The sequence below is a fragment of the Thauera sp. genome (assembly GCF_034003485.1).
Classification (GTDB): Bacteria; Pseudomonadota; Gammaproteobacteria; order Burkholderiales; family Rhodocyclaceae; genus Thauera.
This window is the reverse complement of the sequence record NZ_JAVEYL010000014.1, coordinates 70,993-87,322: the sequence shown is the minus strand read 5'-3', so window position 1 is coordinate 87,322 and position 16,330 is coordinate 70,993. Positions and strand designations below refer to the sequence as shown.

Sequence of the window (16,330 nt, the reverse complement as noted above, 5' to 3'; positions counted from 1 at the left end):
CGCCCGCGAATGCAATGGCCGGGCATGCACTGTTCGCGGGCAAGCCCGCTCCCACTACCCCCGCTGCTCAGGTCGTCTCGGTGTCGTCCCCCATCGCCTGCAGGCGCGCATACACGCCACCGCGTGCCACCAGCTCGGCATGCGTCCCCCGCTCCACGATCCGTCCCGCCTCCATCACCAGAATCTGATCCGCCTTCTCGATCGTCGATAGCCGGTGGGCGATGACGAGGGTGGTGCGCCCTTCCATCAGCCGCTCGATCGCGGCCTGGATGAGGCGTTCCGACTCGGTATCGAGCGCGGAGGTGGCCTCATCCAGAATCAGGATCGGCGCGTTCTTGAGCAGCGCGCGCGCAATCGCCAGGCGCTGGCGCTGGCCGCCGGAAAGCAGCACGCCGTTCTCGCCGATCTCGGTGTCGAAGCCCTGCGGCAGGCGGTCGATGAATTCGCGCGCGTTGGCGGCTTCGGCGGCGGCGACGATCTCTTCGCGGCTGGCGCCGGCGAGTTCGCCGTAGGCGATGTTCTCGGCCACCGTACCGTTGAACAGCGTCACCTGCTGGGTGACGAGCGCGATGTGGTGGCGCAGGTTGGCCAGGGTGTAGTCCTCGACCGGCACGCCGTCTACCAGCAGGCGGCCTTCGTCGTGCTGGTAGAAGCGCGGGATGAGGTTGGCGAGCGTGGATTTGCCGCTGCCGGATTTGCCGACCAGGGCGATCATCTGGCCGGGTTCGGCCTTGAAGTCGATGCCCTGCAGCGCGCGCCCTTCTGCGCCCGGATAGGTGAAGCCCAGCCCCTGCGCCTCGACGCGACCGGCAACGCGTTCGCGCTCGATGCTGCCGCTGTCGGGCTCGGGCGCCTCGTCGAGCTGTTCGAAGATGCTGTCGGCCGCGGCCACGCCGCGCTGGATGCGGGCGCTGACGCCACCGAGCAACTGGATCGCGCGCGGCAGCAGGCCGGCGGCGGTGATGTAGGCGACCACGTCGCCGGCCGAGGCGTCGCCGCGCACCTTGAGCACGGTGAATAGCAGCAGGCCCATCGACGAATACACGATCAGGTGCATCAGCGCGGAGAAGGTCTCCTGCGTGCGCACCATCTTCAACTGGCGCTTGGTGTTGTCGGTGCTCGCCTTGACGAAGCGCGCGCGCTCGTAACCCTCGCCGCCGAAGCTGCGCACCACGCGGTAGCCCTGGATGGTCTCGGAGGCGACGTGGGTGACCTCGCCCATCGAGGTCTGGATGTTCTTCGACAGGCGGCGGAACTTGCGGCTGGCGTTGGACACCAGCCAGGCGATCACCGGCAGCACCACGAGCAGGGTCAGCGTCAGGCGCCAGTTCATCCACAGCAGGTAGCTGAGCAGCGCGATGACGGTGAGGCCCTCGCGGAACAGGATCTTGACCGCGTCGGTGGCGGCGTCGGTCACCATTGACACGTTGTAGGTGAGCTTGGAGACGAGGTGGCCGGAATTGTTGGCGTCGTAGAAGCGGTTGGGCAGCACCAGGAAGCTGCCGAAGAGCTGGGTGCGCAGGTCATGGATGAGGCCGAGCGAGACGCGCGAGATGCCGTAGTTGCCTAGGAAGGTGCCGAGGCCTTCGAGCAGGGCGATGACGACGATCATCACCGGGATGGCGAGGACGAGGTCGAGCATGTCGAGCCAGGCCAGGCCGGTGCTGATCGGCTCATCGGGGGCGGCGAGGCCGTCGATGAAGTACTTGAGCACGCTCGCCAGCGCCGCCTTGCACCCGCCCGCGATCGCAAAACCGAGGATGCTGAGCGCGAAGTAGCCGAGATAAGGCCGGGTGTAGCCGAGCAGGCGGCGGTACACCTTCATGCTGCTGACGAGCGGCTTCTCCGCGAGCACCTGCTCGGTCATCAGTGCGCCTCGTCCCAGTTATCCCCCGCGCCCACCTCCACCAGCAGCGGCACCTTCAACTCGGCGACGCCGCCCATCAGTCTGGGTAGCGCTTCCCGGATGGTGTCGAGCTCGGCCCTTGGCACCTCCAGCACCAGCTCGTCGTGCACCTGCAGCACGAGCTTCGACTTCAGCCCGGACGAGGCCAGCCAATCGCGGGTGGCGATCATCGCCTTTTTGATCAGGTCGGCGGCCGTGCCCTGCATCGGCGCGTTGATCGCGGCACGCTCGGCGCCCTGGCGGCGGCCGGCCTGGCTGGCGCGGATGTCGGGCAGGTAGAGGCGGCGGCCGAACACGGTCTCCACGAAGCCCTTGTCGCGCGCCTCGTTGCGGGTGCGCTCCATGTAGTCGGCGACACCGGGGTAGCGCGCGAAGTAGCGGTCGATCCAGGTCTGCGCCGCGCCACGCTCGATGCCCAGGTTCTTGGCCAGGCCGTGCGCGCTCATGCCGTAGATGAGGCCGAAGTTGATCACCTTGGCGTAGCGACGCTGCTCGCTGGTCACCTCGGCCGGCGGCACGCCGAAGACCTCGCCGGCGGTGGCGCGGTGCACGTCCTCACCTTGCGCGAAGGCCTCGAGCAGGCGCGCGTCGTCCGACAGGTGGGCCATGATGCGCAGCTCGATCTGCGAATAGTCGGCCGACACGATCAGGTGATCGCGCGGCGCGATGAAGGCGGCGCGGATGCGGCGGCCCTCTGGCGTGCGGATCGGGATGTTCTGCAGGTTGGGCTCGGAGCTGGACAGCCGGCCGGTGACCGCGGTGGCCTGCGAGAAGCTGGTGTGCACGCGGCCGGTGTGCGGATTGACCATGCGCGGCAGCTTGTCGGCGTAGGTGCTCTTCAACTTGGACAGGCTGCGGTGTTCGAGCAGCAGCTTGGGCAGGGGGTAATCCTCGGCGAGCTTTTCCAGCACCTCTTCGTCGGTGGAGGGCTGGCCGGTGGCGGTCTTCTTGACCACCGGCAGTCCGAGCTTGCCGAACAGGATCTCGCCGAGCTGCTTGGGCGAGCCGAGGTTGAAGGGCTGGCCGGCGAGCGTGTGGGCCTCGCCTTCGAGCGCGTGCAGGCGGCGGCCGAGCTCCTCGGAGTGCTGGCTGAGCAGGAAGGGGTCGATGAGCACGCCGGTACGCTCCATCTGCTGCAGCACACCGAGCACCGGCAGCTCGATGTCGCCGTACAGCGCGGCGAGCTGCGGCGTGGCCTCGAGCTGCGGCCACAGGTGCTGATGCAGGCGCAGGGTGACGTCGGCGTCCTCGGCGGCGTATTCGGTGGCGCGCTCGATCGCGACCTCGTCGAAGCCGATCTGCTTGGCGCCCTTGCCGCATACGTCGGTGTAGGGGATGGTCGTGAGGCCGAGGTGGCGCTTGGCGAGCGAATCCATGTCGTGCGGCTTGTCGGATTCCAGCACGTAGGACTGCAGCAGGGTGTCGTGGGCGATGCCGCACAGCGTGATGCCGTGGTTGGCGAGCACGTGGGCGTCGTATTTCAGGTTCTGGCCGACCTTGGCGTGTTGGTCCGACTCCAGCCAGGGGCGGAGCTTGTCGAGCACCTCGGCGAGCGGCAGTTGCGCGGCCAGGTCCTGGCCACGATGGGTCAGCGGCAGGTAAGCGGCCTCGCCCGGCTCGACCGAGAACGACATCCCGACCAGCTTCGCCGCCATCGGGTCGAGGCTGGTGGTCTCGGTATCGAAGGCGGTGAGCTCGGCGGCGGAGATCCTCGCCAGCCAGGCGTCGAACATCGCCCAATCGAGGATGGCCACGTAGCCGTTGCGGTGCGCGCCCTGCAGGTCGTCAGAACCGGAAATTGGGGCCTGTCCCCTATTCCCCTCCGCGGCGGCCGGGCGGCGGCTGTTCGCGGGCAAGCCCGCTCCCACGGCATCGGTACCCTCTGCAGCGGCGCCCGCTGCGCCGTCCAGATCCTTCAGCCAGCCACGGAACTCGAAGCGCTCGTACAGCGCGCGCAGCGCCGCCTTGTCGTCCTCACGCGCAGGCAGCTCGTCCAGCGTCACCGGCAGCGCCACATCCGTCGCCACCGTCACCAGCTTCTTGCCGAGCGGCAGGAAGTCCAGATGCCTGCGCAGGTTCTCGCCGACCTTGCCGCCGACCTTGTCGGCGTTCGCGACCAGGTTGTCCAGATCGCCGTATTCCCTGAGCCACTTCACCGCGGTCTTCGGCCCGCACTTTTCCACGCCAGGCACGTTGTCCACCGTGTCGCCGACCAGCGCGAGGTAATCGATGATGCGCGCGGGCGGCACGCCGAACTTGGCCTCCACCCCGGCCTCGTCGAGCACCTCTTCGCTCATCGTGTTGACCCAGCGCACCCCGGGGCGCACGAGCTGGGTGAGGTCCTTGTCGCCGGTCGATATCACCACCTCCCAGCCGCGCTCGTGCGCCAGCCGCGTCAAGGTGCCGATGACGTCGTCCGCCTCCACGCCCTCGATCGACAGCAGCGGCCAGCCCTCTGCCCGCACCGCCTCGTGCAGCGGTTCGATCTGCGCGCGCAGGTCGTCGGGCATCGGCGGGCGGTGTGACTTGTATTCGGGATACCAGTCGTCGCGGAAGGTCTTGCCCTTGGCGTCGAAGACACAGGCGCGAAATTCCGCCTTGTAGTCGCTTTCCAGCCGCCTTAGCATCGACAGCACCCCCCGGATCGCGCCCGTCGGCTCGCCTTGCGAATTGCGCAGGTCGGGCAGCGCATGGAAGGCGCGATAGAGATAGCTGGAGCCGTCGACGAGCAGCAGGGTGGGCATCTTCTGGAACATCCTTGGCCGACAAGGGGTCAGGTCTTGCATCTGCTCATCGGGACTCGATCGAATGAGCAGATGCAAGACCTGACCCCAGAGAGAACAACAATGACCGCGAAAGACAAACTCCCCCGCAGCGTGCCCGACGACAGCGCGCCGCGCTACAACGCGCGCGAGTCCTGGCGAATTTTCGGGATTATGGCAGAGTTCGTGGAGGCGACCGAACGCCTGTCGGCGATCCGCCCGGCGGTGTCGATCTTCGGTAGCGCACGCATTCCGCCCGACCACATGTACTACATGCTCGCCGAGCAGGTCGCCCGCCTGCTGTCGGATTCGGGCTTCGCGGTGATCTCGGGCGGAGGCCCGGGCATCATGGAGGCCGCCAACAAGGGCGCCTTCTTCGGCAAGAGCCCGTCGGTGGGGCTCAACATCCAGTTGCCGATGGAGCAGAGCGCCAACCCCTACCAGGACATCTCGCAGACCTTCCAGCACTTCTTCGCGCGCAAGTTCATGTTCGTGAAGTTCGCCGCGGCCTACGTGGTGATGCCGGGCGGCTTCGGCACGCTCGACGAGCTGCTCGAGGCGATGACGCTGGTGCAGACCAGGAAGAGCCGCAGGATCCCGATCATCCTGGTGCACCGCCCGTTCTGGCAGGGACTGCTCGACTGGCTCGGCGACCGCCTGGTCGCCGAGGGCATGATCAAGCGCGAGGATCTCGACCTGGTGCAGGTCATCGACAAGCCCGAGGAGGTGGTCGAGGCCATCTTCAAGCACTACGAGCGCCGCGGCTTCCAGCCCCTGCCCGCCGAGCGCGAGATGATGCTCAACCTGTGAGCCGGCGCGGGGCGTGCGCCGGCATTACGGGCTAGAATTGAGCCATCTTCAGGAGAACATCATGCGCCGCACCCTCATCGCCCTGTTGCTGGCCGCTGCCGTGCCGGCATTCGCCCAGCAGCAGCCTGCCGGCCTCGAACCGATACCCGAGCCGCCGCCGATTCCCGCAGAAGGCGCCGAGGTCGACGAGCCCGAGGTGACCATCCTCCAGCGTGGCGAGGACACCGTCACCGAGTACCGCATCCGCGGCAAGCTCTACATGGTCAAGGTCACGCCGCCGCATGGCGTGCCCTATTACCTGATCGACAAGGAAGGCAACGGCCAGATGGTGCGCGACGACCGCGCGCCCGAACTCGCGGTGCCGATGTGGGTGATCAAGTCCTGGTGAGCACGACCGCCGCAGCGCAGGAAAATAGGGGTATGCCCCTGACTTCCCGCGGAAAATCGGGGTCTGTCCCCCGTTTCCCGGTTTGCCGGAGCTTCCCCCCGGCCTGCACTGAGGATGCACGCGTGCTGGTGCTTGGCAGCATGCCGGGCGAGGCCTCGCTCGCCGCGGCCGAGTACTACGCTCACCCGCGTAACGCCTTCTGGCCGATCATGGGCGCGCTGTTCGGCGCCGGCCCCGAGTTGCCCTATCCGGTGCGCCTGCAACGTCTCAACACCGCCGGCGTGGCGCTATGGGACGTGATCGGCACCTGCGTCCGCGCAGGCAGCCTGGACAGTGCGATCGACCCCGCCAGCATCGAGTCCAACGACTTCGCCGGGCTGTTCGCCGCCTGTCCGCACATCCGCCACGTCTTCTTCAACGGCGCCGCCGCCGAAGCCGCCTTCCGCCGCCATGTGCGTGGGCAGATCGCGTTACCCGCGCTGCACTTCACCCGTCTGCCCTCTACCAGCCCGGCACACGCGGCGCGCAACTTTGACGCCAAGCTTGCCGCCTGGCAGGCCGTAAAGGCAGCCACCGCAGACAGCGTACGCACCGACGCACACCCGCACAGCCACGACACGCACAGCGGCCACACCCTGGCCGCCCACGCCGCCTGATCCGCTTCCACCGCCCGGAGCCCGCATGTCCGTCTTCACCCCCGTCCCCGAATCCGTGCTCGCCGAATGGCTCAAGGACTACGCCGTCGGCCGCCTGGTCGAGCTCAAGGGCATCTCTGCCGGGGTGCAGAACAGCAACTTCTTCGTCACCACCACGCTCGGCCGCTATGTGCTGACCCTGTTCGAAGACATGTCGCGCGCCGAGCTGCCCTATTACCTGCACCTGATGGCGCACCTCGCGCGCCACGGCCTGCCGGTGCCGGGCCCGATCGCCAACCGCGACAACGAATACCTCGGCACCCTGCAGGACCGCCCGGCCGCGCTCGTCGTGCGCCTGTCGGGCAGCTCCGAGATGGCCCCCGGCCTGCCCCACTGCGAAAAAGTCGGCGCCATGCTCGCCGGCCTGCACCTGGCCGGCCAGTCCTATGGCCGCCGCCAGGACAACCCGCGCGGCGCCGCCTGGCGCGCGGCCACGGCCGAGATCGTGCGCCCCTTCCTGCCCGCGGCCGAGCAGGCCCTGCTCGACGCCGAGATCGCCAGCCAGGCCACGATCGACCTCGCCGCCCTGCCCTGCGGCGCGATCCACGCCGACCTGTTCCGCGACAACGTGCTGTGGGACACCGACACCGACGGCAGCGTGCGCATCGGCGGCGTCATCGACTTCTACTTCGCCGGTTTCGACGCGCTGCTGTTCGACGTCGCCGTCACCGTCAACGACTGGTGCTCGACCCCCGGCGGCGGGCTCGACGAAGTCCGTGTCGCCGCCCTGCTCGCCGCCTACCATGCCGAGCGCGCGTTCACCGACGCCGAACGCGCGGCCTGGCCAACGCTGATGCGCGCCGCCGCCCTGCGCTTCTGGCTGTCGCGCGCGGCGGACTTCCACCTGCCGCGCGCGGGCGAGATGGTGCTGGTGAAGGACCCCAACGAATACCGCGACATCCTGCGCCTGCGCAGCGCCGGCGTGCCCCCCCTGCCACACTGACACCCCGCCCCCGACCCCGACCCACGACACGCGCCGAACCCAGCGAATTCCCACGATGAACCCAGCCCCGCGCCCACCCCATCCACCACCGCCCGCCCCCGGTGACGTCGCCCCCGGCCACGCCCTCAGCTGGCTGGCCGAAGGCTGGCGGCTGTTCATGAAGGCCCCCGGTCTCTGGGCCATCCAGGCCCTGATCTTCTTCGTGATCATCGCCGCGCTCGGCATGCTGCCCTTCCTGGGCTGGGCGGCGGCGCCGGTCGCGCTGCCGGTGCTGGTGGCCGGCATGCTCTCGGGGGCACAGGCGGTCGATCGGGGCGAGGCGCTGCGCATCGACGCACTCTTCGACGGCATCCGCCGCCATGCCGGCAACCTGCTGCTGGTCGGCGCCTTCCATCTCCTCGGCCTGCTGCTCGCCGCCATGGTAGCCGCGGCGATCGGCGGCAGCGCGGCGCTCACCGGCATGGCCGTGGGCGCGCTGGCAGGCGCGGGCATGGCGGCCGGCGGCATGATGCTCGGCGTGGTGGTATTCACCGTGCTGTGGGCGCTGCTGATGATGGCGATGTGGTTCGCCCCCGCGCTGGTCATGCTGCACGAGGTCGCGCCGCTCGACGCGATGAAGCTCTCGGTGCGGGCCTGCTTCCACAACCTGCTCGCCTTCATCGTGCTCGCCGCGCTGCTCTATGTCGGCGTGTGGGTGGCGATGATTCCTGCCGGGCTGGGCATGCTGGTGCTGATCCCGGTGACCGCCGGCGCACTCTACGCCGCCTGGAAGGAAACCTTCTCGCCGCTGCTCGCCCTGCGCGGACCCGACATGGCCACCCGCAACGACGACACGACTCCCCCGACCGAGACGCCCGAGCCGGATGCACCCTCGGGGCTCGACGACACCCCCAAACCCTGACCCCGACACACTCGAAGACGAACCTCCCTACATGCAAGCACAACAACTCCCGATGCAGCGCGGCTGGGCCTGGCTGCGCGAGGGCATGCAGCTGTGGCGCCGCAATCCGGCCCTGATCACCTTCGCCACCTTCGGTTATCTGCTGTCCATCGTCTTGATGAGCATCGTTCCGCTGCTCGGCCAGCTCGTCGCCTCGCTGCTGATGCCGGCGCTCTCGGTAGGCGTGCTCAACGCCTGCCGCGCCACCGACGCCGGCCGCAAGGTCGGGCCGGACGTGCTGTTTTCCGGCTTCAAGACCAACCTGCCCGCCCTGGTTGCGATCGGCGGCCTCTACCTCGCGGCCACCATCGTCGTGCTGCTGCTCGTCTCGCTGGTCGACGACGGCAGCCTGGCGACGGTGATGCGTGGCGAGGAGATCGAAGCGCAGATGGGCGGCGATTCATCGCTCGGCTTCACGTTGATGGTCGGCGTCGTGCTGTCCACGCCGGTGATGATGGCCTACTGGTTCGCGCCGGCGCTGGCCGCGTGGTGGAAGGTGCCGGCGCCCAAGGCCTTGTTCTTCAGCTTCTACGCCTGCCTGCGCAACTGGCGCCCCTTCCTTGCCTATGCGATCGGGCTGGCGATCTTCGGCGCCATCCTGCCCGGTATCCTCATCGGTGTGCTCGGGCTGCTGTCGCCCACGCTCGCCAGCCTGGCCGCGCTGCCGATTCCGCTCATCATCCTGCCGGTGATCTTCACCACCTTCTACACCGCCACCCGCGACGTCTTCGGCCTGCCCGACGGCCAGGCGCCGCGCACGCCCGACACCGATGAGCAGCATGGCGGCTGAGCACCTGCCTGCTGCGGCAGAGGCAGCACAAGGGCCGGACACCTGCACCAGCCTGCCGCTCGGCCTGCTCGGCGGCACCTTCGACCCCATCCACATCGGCCACCTGCGCCTGGCCGAAGAGGCACGCGAAGCGCTCGGCCTCGGCAGCCTGCGCCTGATCCCGGCCGGGCGCCCGCCGCACCGCGGCGAACCCGGCAGCACCGCCGAAGACCGCCTGGCCATGGCCCACCTCGCCGTCGCCGGCAACCCCGCGCTGCAGGTGGACGACGGCGAAGTGCGCGCGCGGCAGAAGAGCTACACGGTACTCACCCTCCAGCGCCTGCGCGCCGAAGTCGGCCCGCAGCGCCCGCTGGTGCTGGTCCTCGGCGCCGACGCCTTCGAGGGCCTGCCCACCTGGCACCGTTGGACCGAACTCTTCGGCCTCGCCCACATCGCCGTCGCCAACCGCCCCGGCTACGCCCCCCACGGCCGGCGCTGGCCGGCCACGCTGTCGCCCGAACTCGACGCCGCCTGCCGCAACCGCCACACCGCCAACGCGGCCGACCTGCGCAGTGCGCCCGCCGGTCGCGTCATGCCCTTCGACATGACGCCGCTGGCGATCTCCGCCTCGCTGATCCGCGATCTGGTCGGCAACGGCCACAGCGCACGCTATTTGCTGCCCGATTCGGTTCTCGACTATATTGCCGCGCACCATCTTTACCGGGAGTGACAGGGGCCTGCCCCCGAGTTACTTCCCTCCCGTGGGAGCGGGCTTGCCCGCGAAAGTCGCAAGATCAAGCGCCGCTTTCGCGGGCAAGCCCGCTCCCACAGACAGTTGCTCCCACAACGAAGCCATCCGCATCATCCAAGGACCCGAATGGACACCCCCTCCCTCGAAAAAATCGTCGTCGCCGCGCTGGAAGACATCAAGGCGCGCGACATCGAAGTCATCGACACCTCGAAACTCACCCCGCTGTTCGACCGCATCGTCATCGCCAGCGCCGAATCCGGCCGGCAGACGCGCGCACTGGCGCAGAACGTCCACGACAAGGTCAAGGAAGCCGGCGGCGAGATCATCGGCACCGAGGGCCAGGAGACCGGCGAATGGGTGCTGGTCGACCTCGGCAGCATCGTCGTCCACGTGATGCAGCCTGCGGTGCGCGCGCACTACAAGCTCGAAGAGCTGTGGAACACGCCGCTGGCGAGCCGCCGCGCCGCCACGCGCTGACGTGAAGCTCTTCGTCGTCGCCGTCGGCCACCGCATGCCGGGATGGGTGCAGGCCGGCTTCGACGAGTTTGCCCGCCGCATGCCGCGCGAGCTGCCGTTGCAGCTCATCGAGGTCAAGGCCGAGCCGCGCACCAGCGGCAAGACGGTGGAGGCGATGATGGCCGCCGAAGCCGGGCGCATCGAGGCCGCCCTGCCGCCACGTTGCCGGCGCGTGATCCTCGACGAGCGCGGCACCGACCTCACCACCCTGGCGCTCGCGCGCCGACTCGAAGCCTGGCAGGGCGAGGGCCAGGACGTGGCGCTGATCGTCGGCGGCCCCGATGGCCTCGCGCCGGACTTCAAGGCCGCCGCGCACGAAGCGATCCGGCTCTCCAGCCTCACCCTGCCCCACGCCCTCGTGCGCCCGCTGCTGGCCGAGGCGCTGTATCGCGCGTGGACGGTGCTGAAGAATCATCCCTACCACCGGGAGTGACCCAGTGGGAGCGGGCTTGCCCGCGAATTGCACTGGCTGAAGCGCTGCTTTCGCGGGCAAGCCCCCACAGACAGTTGCTCCCACGAAAACCCGCTCCCGCGCTGGCGCTGGCGGCGGCCGTGCGCGAAACCCATTAGAATTCGGGACAAACCACCGCTCCATGCGCCCGCGCGCATGCTTGCGCCTGCGCTTCGCCTTGCCGACTTCCGTCCATGAACCCCACGCCACGCATCTACCTTGCCTCGAAAAGCCCACGCCGTCGCGACCTGCTGCGTCAGATCGGGGTCAATTTCGACGTGCTGATCTTCCGTTCCGGCGAGCGCGGCGAGGATGCCGACGTCGATGAAACGCCCATCCCGGGCGAGGCCGTCGAGCGCTACGTCGAACGCCTTGCGCTCGCCAAGGCCCAGGCCGGCATGCGCCGCGTGTTGTGGCGCAAGATGCTTCTGCATCCGGTACTCGCTGCCGACACCACGCTCGAGCTCGACGGCGAGATCATCGGCAAGCCGCGCGACGCGGCCGATGCTCACGCCATCCTTGCTCGCCTGTCCGGGCGCCAGCACCGCGTGCTGACCGCGATCGCGATGAGCGACGGCGAGCGTACGCGCAGCCGCGTTTCGGTAAGCGAGGTGCGCTTTCGCACGCTCTCCGAGCACGACATCCGGCGCTACATCGCGACCGGCGAGCCGATGGACAAGGCCGGCGCCTACGGCATCCAGGGCCACGCGGCGATCTTCATCGAGGAAATCCGCGGCAGCTACTCCGGGATCATGGGGCTGCCACTGTTCGACACGGCAGCGCTGCTCGATATCTTCGGTTACCCGCTGTGAGCGCGCCCCAATCATGAGCATCGAATTCCTCATCAACTTCACCCCGCAGGAAACCCGTGTCGCGCTTGTCGAACAGGGCGTGGTGCAGGAGCTGCACGTCGAACGCACCGCCAGCCGCGGCATCGTCGGCAACATCTACCTCGGCAAGGTGGTGCGCGTGCTGCCCGGCATGCAGTCGGCCTTCATCGACATCGGTCTGGAGCGCACCGCCTTCCTGCATGTGGCGGACATCTGGAGCGACCGCCAGCACGGCGAATCCGCGCGCCCCATCGAACGCATCCTCGCCGAAGGCCAGAGCCTGATGGTGCAGGTGTTGAAGGACCCGATCGGCACCAAGGGCGCGCGCCTGTCGACCCAGATCAGCCTCGCCGGGCGGCTGCTGGTCTATCTGCCGCAGGAAAAACACATCGGCATCTCGCAGCGGATCGAGGACGAGGCCGAGCGCGAAGCCCTGCGCAGCCGGCTGACTGCGCTGGTGCCCGAGGACGAGCCAGGCGGCTTCATCGTGCGCACGATGGCCGAATCCGCCTCGGACGCGGAACTCGGCGCCGACATCGCCTACCTGCGCAAGCTGTGGCGCGAGGTCTCCAGCTCCACGATGGGGCTGTTCCCGCCCAAGGTGCTGCACGAGGACCTGAGCCTGGGCCAGCGCACGCTGCGCGACCTGGTCACCGACGAGACCTCGCGCATCCGCGTCGACTCGCGGGAAAACTTCCAGAAACTCACCGCCTTCGCCGCCGAATACACGCCCAAGGTGCTGCCGCTGCTCGAGCACTATGCGGGCGAGCGCCCGCTGTTCGAGCTCTACAACGTCGAAGAGGAGATCCAGAAGGCACTCGCCCGCCGCGTGGATCTGAAATCCGGCGGCTACCTGATCATCGACCAGACCGAAGCGATGACCACCGTCGACGTCAACACCGGCGGCTTCGTCGGCGCGCGCAACTTCGACGACACCATATTCAAGACCAACCTCGAGGCCAGCCAGGCCATCGCCCGCCAACTGCGCCTGCGCAACCTCGGCGGCATCATCATCATCGACTTCATCGACATGGAGAACATCGAGCACCGCGAGATGGTGCTCGAGGAGTTCCGCAAGGCACTGTCGCGCGACCACACCAAGATGACGATCAACGGCTTCACCGCGCTCGGCCTGGTGGAGATGACCCGCAAGCGCACACGGGAGTCGCTCGCCCACCTGCTGTGCGAACCCTGCCCGACCTGCAGCGGCCGCGGCGAGGTGAAGACCGCGCGCACCGTGTGCTACGAGATCCTGCGCGAGCTGATGCGCGAGGCGCGCCAGTTCAACGCCAGGGAATTCCGCGTGCTCGCCTCGCCCAACGTGATCGATCTCTTCCTCGACGAGGAGAGCCAGGCGCTGGCGATGCTGTCGGACTTCATCGGCAAGAAGGTCTCCCTGCACGCCGAGGGCAGCTACACGCAGGAACAGTTCGACATCGTGCTGCTGTGAGCCCGGCTGCGATGCGGGCGTCCTGGATCGCGCTGGCCGCCGTCGCAGCGCTGTTGGTGGCCGCGGTCGCGTTCGGGCGCCAGCCGGCGCATGTGCTCGCACTGGCTGCACCTTCCTTCGCACTGCTTGCCACCAACCTCTCCGTGATCGGGCGCTTCGCCGCCGGGCCCGCGGGGTCGCTCGTGTTCGGCATGGATCGCCAGGTCGCCAAGTGGGGCTACCTGCTGATCGCCATCGTCGCCTACGCGTGGCTGGTGCTGACGGTCGCCAACGACTGGCTGCCGCAGAAGAGTGCCGCCGCGGCGCTGACGGTGGCGCTGTCCTTCCCCGCCGGGCGCGACCTGATCGAATACGCCGACGACCCGGAAAGCCTCGCGCCCGCGGTCAAGCGCAGCCTGATCGCGGCGCTGGTGCATGGCGTCGTGCTGGCGATCGCGCTCGCTTTCTTCTGAGCGCTGCAGCCGGCGCGGTCTCACATCGCTGTTCGCTGGCAGACTCGCTCTGACCATGCGCGTGCCGCGACTTTCTCCGTGGGAGCGGGCTCCCCCGCGAACAGCCGCCTACACGCCGAGATAACGCGCCCACAGCTCGCGCCGGGCATCCAGCTCGGCCGACGTTCCCTGCCAGGCGATCCGCCCGCGCTCGAGGATCAGGTTGCGATCGGCCAGCGCCAGCAGCTTCTCGATGTACTTGTCGACCACCAGCGTGGTCTGGCCCTGCGCCTTCAACAGCGCGAGGCAGCGCCAGATCTCGTCGCGGATCACCGGCGCCAGGCCCTCGGTGGCTTCGTCCAGGATCAGCAGGCGCGGGTTGGTCGATAGCGCGCGCGCGATCGCCAGCATCTGCTGCTCGCCGCCCGAGAGCTGATTGCCCATGTGGCCAGCGCGCTCGGCCAGGCGTGGAAAGAGCGCGTACAGGCGCGCCAGCGTCCACGGCTCGGCGGCTCCGTTGCGGGTGTCGGCAAAGGCAACGAGGTGCTCGCGCACGCTGAGGTTGGGAAAGCACTGCCGCCCCTCAGGGACGATCGCCACACCGAGGCGCGCGATCTGGTCGGCACGCGCACCGTGGATGGGCTTGCCGTCGAAATGGATCTCGCCGCGCTGCGGACGCAGCCCACCCACGATGGCCTTTATGGTCGTGCTCTTGCCCATGCCGTTGCGGCCAAGCAGCGCCACCACCTCGCCCGGCTGGATGTCGAAATCCAGCCCGAACAACACCTGGCTGAGACCATAGCCGGCTTCCAGGCCGCGGCAGCGCAGCAGTGTCGCGCTCATGCCCGGGCCTCCGTGCCCAGATAGACCGACTGAACCTCGGGGTGGCCCTTCACGTGCTCGGCATCGCCCGAGGTCAGCACCTTGCCGTACACCAGCACCGAGATGCGGTCGGCGAGCTGGAACACCGCGTCCATGTCGTGCTCGATGAGCAGGATCGCCATCTCGCTGGCGAGGCTGCGGATCAGCGCCACCATCTGCTGCGAATCCTCCGGCCCCATGCCCGCCATCGGCTCGTCGAGCAGCAGCAGCTTCGGGCGCGAGGCGAGCGCGAGCGCCACGTCGAGCCGCTTCTGCACCCCGTGCGCCAGGGTGCCGGCGTTGCGCTCGAGCACATCGGCGAGGCCCACCCGCTGCGCCAGCGCCTCGGCGCGCTGCTGCAGCGCATGCTCGGCATCGCGCCGCGCCAGGCACCGGAAGCTCGAGCCGGCGTGCGCCTGCGCCGCCAGCACCAGGTTGTCGCGTACCGAATCGTTGCCGAACACGCTGGTGATCTGGAAGCAGCGTGCCAGCCCGAAGCGGCTACGAACGTGCGGCGCGAGCGCGGTGAGATCGACGCCGTCGAGCACGATACGCCCGGCGTCGGCCGGCAACAGGCCGGAGACCAGATTGACCAGCGTGGATTTGCCTGCACCGTTGGGGCCGATCAACGCATGGATCTCGCCCGCCTCGACGGCGAGGTCGACGTGGTCGGTCGCGAGCAGGCCACCGAAGCGCTTGACCAGGCCCTCGGCCCTGAACAGGCTCATCGTGTCGCCTCCTTCCCGCCGCGACGCTCGAGCAGCGCCGCCAGGCCCTGCGGCGCGTGGAACACCACCAGCAGCAGCAGGACACCCAGCGGCCAGTGCCAGTAGTCGGTGTACATCTTCAGCACCTCCTCCAGCGTCAGCCACAGCGCCACACCCAAGGGCGCGCCCCAGCGCCGGCCGAGGCCGCCGAGCATCACCATGACCAGCAGCAGGGCGGATTGCGTCCAGTGCATCATCCCCGGACTGACGAAGGCGTTGTGGCTGGCGAGCAAGCCGCCGGCCAGCCCGGCCACCGCGCCCGCGGCGACGAAGCCGGCGAGCTTCAAGCGATACACCGGGTAGCCGAGCGCCACCATGCGCGTCTCGTTGTCGCGGATGCCGCGCAGCGCATGGCCGTAGCGCGAATGCGCGACCCGGCTGAAGAGCGCGAACACCCCTGCCGCGATCGCCAGCACCACCCAGTAGAAGACCTGCGGATGCGCGCCGTCGAGCCAGGCGCCCATCTCAAGCGGCGTGTAGAGCCCGTAGCCGTCGTCGCCGCCATACGTGCGCAGCGACACCGCCAGGTAGTAAAGCATCTGCGCGAAGGCGAGCGTGATCATGATGAAGTACACCCCGCGCGTGCGCAGCGACACCGCGCCGATCGCCGCCGCGGCCAGCGCCGCGACCACCGCCGCGCCGCCCCACGCCAGCCAGGCCGACGCGCTCCCCGCCTCGACCAGCGCCACCACGGTGTAGGCGCCCACGCCGATGAAGCCGGCGTGCCCGAGCGCCGCCATGCCGCCGTAGCCGAGGATGAAGTTGAGACTGGTCGCGGCGATGGCGACGATCAGCAGGCGGCGCACGAAGCCGACGTAGTACTCGAGCCCGAAGGCCGGCGCGATCAGCGGAAATGCCGCCAGCAACGCCAGCACCAGCCACGGCAGGCGGCGAGAGAGACCGGGGAAATGCGCAGGACGGTCGAAGGCCATCTTCAGCATCACCTCACACCGTGGGAGCGGGCTTGCCCGCGAACATCGCAGCGCCAACCGCTGCATTCGCGGGCAAGCCCGCTCCCACAGACAGTTGCTCCCACGGCCGAAGCCCGCGCGACAGAACG

General features: G+C 68.7%; 17 protein-coding genes. 12 read left to right on the top strand and 5 right to left on the bottom strand.

What is annotated here, in order from left to right; all coding sequences use genetic code 11:
• Positions 1–67 precede the first annotated feature (67 nt).
• Together msbA and polA are read right to left on the bottom strand one after the other, a co-directional pair.
• Positions 68–1,867 carry a lipid A export permease/ATP-binding protein MsbA gene (gene msbA, locus RBT54_RS09985; RefSeq protein WP_320366707.1) on the bottom strand — a complete coding sequence of 600 codons (1,800 nt, stop codon included), beginning with the start codon at positions 1,865–1,867 and terminating at the stop codon, positions 68–70.
• Entirely contained in the window at positions 1,867–4,650 is a 2,784-nt protein-coding gene (gene polA, locus RBT54_RS09980; RefSeq protein ID WP_320366705.1) for a DNA polymerase I, read from the bottom strand. The genes msbA and polA overlap by 1 nt, the downstream gene beginning before the upstream one ends.
• A gap of 102 nt (positions 4,651–4,752) precedes the next feature.
• On the opposite strand from polA, the gene RBT54_RS09975 reads away from it, so the two are divergent.
• From RBT54_RS09975 to RBT54_RS09920, 12 genes are all read left to right on the top strand, one after another.
• Positions 4,753–5,478 carry a TIGR00730 family Rossman fold protein gene (locus tag RBT54_RS09975; RefSeq protein ID WP_320366703.1) on the top strand — a complete coding sequence of 242 codons (726 nt, stop codon included), beginning with the start codon at positions 4,753–4,755 and terminating at the stop codon, positions 5,476–5,478.
• 61 nt (positions 5,479–5,539) lie between these two features.
• Positions 5,540–5,866 (top strand): DUF2782 domain-containing protein, encoded by a 327-nt coding sequence (locus RBT54_RS09970; RefSeq protein WP_320366702.1) that lies wholly within the window; start codon positions 5,540–5,542, stop codon positions 5,864–5,866.
• A 32-nt stretch (positions 5,867–5,898) separates the two neighbouring features.
• A complete protein-coding gene (locus RBT54_RS09965) occupies positions 5,899–6,522 on the top strand; it encodes a DNA-deoxyinosine glycosylase (RefSeq protein WP_320366700.1) in 624 nt (207 codons plus the stop codon).
• A gap of 25 nt (positions 6,523–6,547) precedes the next feature.
• Positions 6,548–7,504 carry a homoserine kinase gene (locus tag RBT54_RS09960; RefSeq protein WP_320366698.1) on the top strand — a complete coding sequence of 319 codons (957 nt, stop codon included), beginning with the start codon at positions 6,548–6,550 and terminating at the stop codon, positions 7,502–7,504.
• Positions 7,505–7,559: 55 nt separating this feature from the next.
• On the top strand, positions 7,560–8,405 hold the full coding sequence (locus RBT54_RS09955; RefSeq protein ID WP_320366696.1) for a BPSS1780 family membrane protein: 846 nt from the start codon (positions 7,560–7,562) through the stop codon (positions 8,403–8,405).
• Positions 8,406–8,436: 31 nt separating this feature from the next.
• Complete coding sequence (locus tag RBT54_RS09950; RefSeq protein ID WP_320366694.1) at positions 8,437–9,234, top strand: BPSS1780 family membrane protein; 798 nt, start codon at positions 8,437–8,439, stop codon at positions 9,232–9,234.
• A complete protein-coding gene (gene nadD, locus RBT54_RS09945; RefSeq protein ID WP_320366692.1) occupies positions 9,224–9,943 on the top strand; it encodes a nicotinate-nucleotide adenylyltransferase in 720 nt (239 codons plus the stop codon). The genes RBT54_RS09950 and nadD overlap by 11 nt, the downstream gene beginning before the upstream one ends.
• 147 nt (positions 9,944–10,090) lie before the next feature.
• The gene (gene rsfS / locus RBT54_RS09940; protein ID WP_320366691.1) at positions 10,091–10,441 is read left to right on the top strand and encodes a ribosome silencing factor; all 351 of its coding nucleotides are present in this window, start codon (positions 10,091–10,093) and stop codon (positions 10,439–10,441) included.
• 1 nt (position 10,442) lies between these two features.
• Positions 10,443–10,913 (top strand): 23S rRNA (pseudouridine(1915)-N(3))-methyltransferase RlmH, encoded by a 471-nt coding sequence (gene rlmH, locus RBT54_RS09935; RefSeq protein WP_320366689.1) that lies wholly within the window; start codon positions 10,443–10,445, stop codon positions 10,911–10,913.
• A gap of 212 nt (positions 10,914–11,125) precedes the next feature.
• Positions 11,126–11,743, top strand: a complete 618-nt coding sequence (locus RBT54_RS09930; protein ID WP_320366688.1) for a Maf family protein — start codon at positions 11,126–11,128, stop codon at positions 11,741–11,743.
• Between the two features lie 13 nt (positions 11,744–11,756).
• Entirely contained in the window at positions 11,757–13,211 is a 1,455-nt protein-coding gene (gene rng / locus RBT54_RS09925) for a ribonuclease G (protein ID WP_320366686.1), read from the top strand.
• 11 nt (positions 13,212–13,222) lie between these two features.
• Entirely contained in the window at positions 13,223–13,663 is a 441-nt protein-coding gene (locus RBT54_RS09920; RefSeq protein WP_320366684.1) for a hypothetical protein, read from the top strand.
• Positions 13,664–13,771: 108 nt separating this feature from the next.
• On the opposite strand, the gene RBT54_RS09915 is transcribed toward RBT54_RS09920, so the two are convergent.
• The 3 genes from RBT54_RS09915 to RBT54_RS09905 are packed head-to-tail and all read right to left on the bottom strand — an operon-like array spanning position 13,772 to position 16,202.
• Positions 13,772–14,485: an ABC transporter ATP-binding protein gene (locus RBT54_RS09915; protein WP_320366683.1), complete on the bottom strand. Its 714-nt coding sequence runs from the start codon at positions 14,483–14,485 to the stop codon at positions 13,772–13,774.
• On the bottom strand, positions 14,482–15,231 hold the full coding sequence (locus RBT54_RS09910) for an ABC transporter ATP-binding protein (protein ID WP_320366681.1): 750 nt from the start codon (positions 15,229–15,231) through the stop codon (positions 14,482–14,484). Before RBT54_RS09910 ends, RBT54_RS09915 begins: the two co-directional genes overlap by 4 nt.
• Entirely contained in the window at positions 15,228–16,202 is a 975-nt protein-coding gene (locus RBT54_RS09905; RefSeq protein ID WP_320366759.1) for a branched-chain amino acid ABC transporter permease, read from the bottom strand. The genes RBT54_RS09910 and RBT54_RS09905 overlap by 4 nt, the downstream gene beginning before the upstream one ends.
• Positions 16,203–16,330 lie beyond the last annotated feature (128 nt).

Coding starts and splice junctions, on each gene's coding strand:
- msbA (WP_320366707.1), bottom strand. CDS start 1,867: ATGACCGAGCAGGTGCTCGCGGAGAAGCCGCTCGTCAGCAGCATGAAG.
- polA (WP_320366705.1), bottom strand. CDS start 4,650: ATGCCCACCCTGCTGCTCGTCGACGGCTCCAGCTATCTCTATCGCGCC.
- RBT54_RS09965 (WP_320366700.1), top strand. CDS start 5,899: ATGCCCCTGACTTCCCGCGGAAAATCGGGGTCTGTCCCCCGTTTCCCG.
- RBT54_RS09915 (WP_320366683.1), bottom strand. CDS start 14,485: ATGAGCGCGACACTGCTGCGCTGCCGCGGCCTGGAAGCCGGCTATGGT.
- RBT54_RS09975 (WP_320366703.1), top strand. CDS start 4,753: ATGACCGCGAAAGACAAACTCCCCCGCAGCGTGCCCGACGACAGCGCG.
- RBT54_RS09905 (WP_320366759.1), bottom strand. CDS start 16,202: ATGGCCTTCGACCGTCCTGCGCATTTCCCCGGTCTCTCTCGCCGCCTG.
- RBT54_RS09920 (WP_320366684.1), top strand. CDS start 13,223: ATGCGGGCGTCCTGGATCGCGCTGGCCGCCGTCGCAGCGCTGTTGGTG.
- RBT54_RS09930 (WP_320366688.1), top strand. CDS start 11,126: ATGAACCCCACGCCACGCATCTACCTTGCCTCGAAAAGCCCACGCCGT.
- RBT54_RS09950 (WP_320366694.1), top strand. CDS start 8,437: ATGCAAGCACAACAACTCCCGATGCAGCGCGGCTGGGCCTGGCTGCGC.
- RBT54_RS09970 (WP_320366702.1), top strand. CDS start 5,540: ATGCGCCGCACCCTCATCGCCCTGTTGCTGGCCGCTGCCGTGCCGGCA.
- rng (WP_320366686.1), top strand. CDS start 11,757: ATGAGCATCGAATTCCTCATCAACTTCACCCCGCAGGAAACCCGTGTC.
- RBT54_RS09960 (WP_320366698.1), top strand. CDS start 6,548: ATGTCCGTCTTCACCCCCGTCCCCGAATCCGTGCTCGCCGAATGGCTC.
- RBT54_RS09955 (WP_320366696.1), top strand. CDS start 7,560: ATGAACCCAGCCCCGCGCCCACCCCATCCACCACCGCCCGCCCCCGGT.
- nadD (WP_320366692.1), top strand. CDS start 9,224: ATGGCGGCTGAGCACCTGCCTGCTGCGGCAGAGGCAGCACAAGGGCCG.
- RBT54_RS09910 (WP_320366681.1), bottom strand. CDS start 15,231: ATGAGCCTGTTCAGGGCCGAGGGCCTGGTCAAGCGCTTCGGTGGCCTG.
- rsfS (WP_320366691.1), top strand. CDS start 10,091: ATGGACACCCCCTCCCTCGAAAAAATCGTCGTCGCCGCGCTGGAAGAC.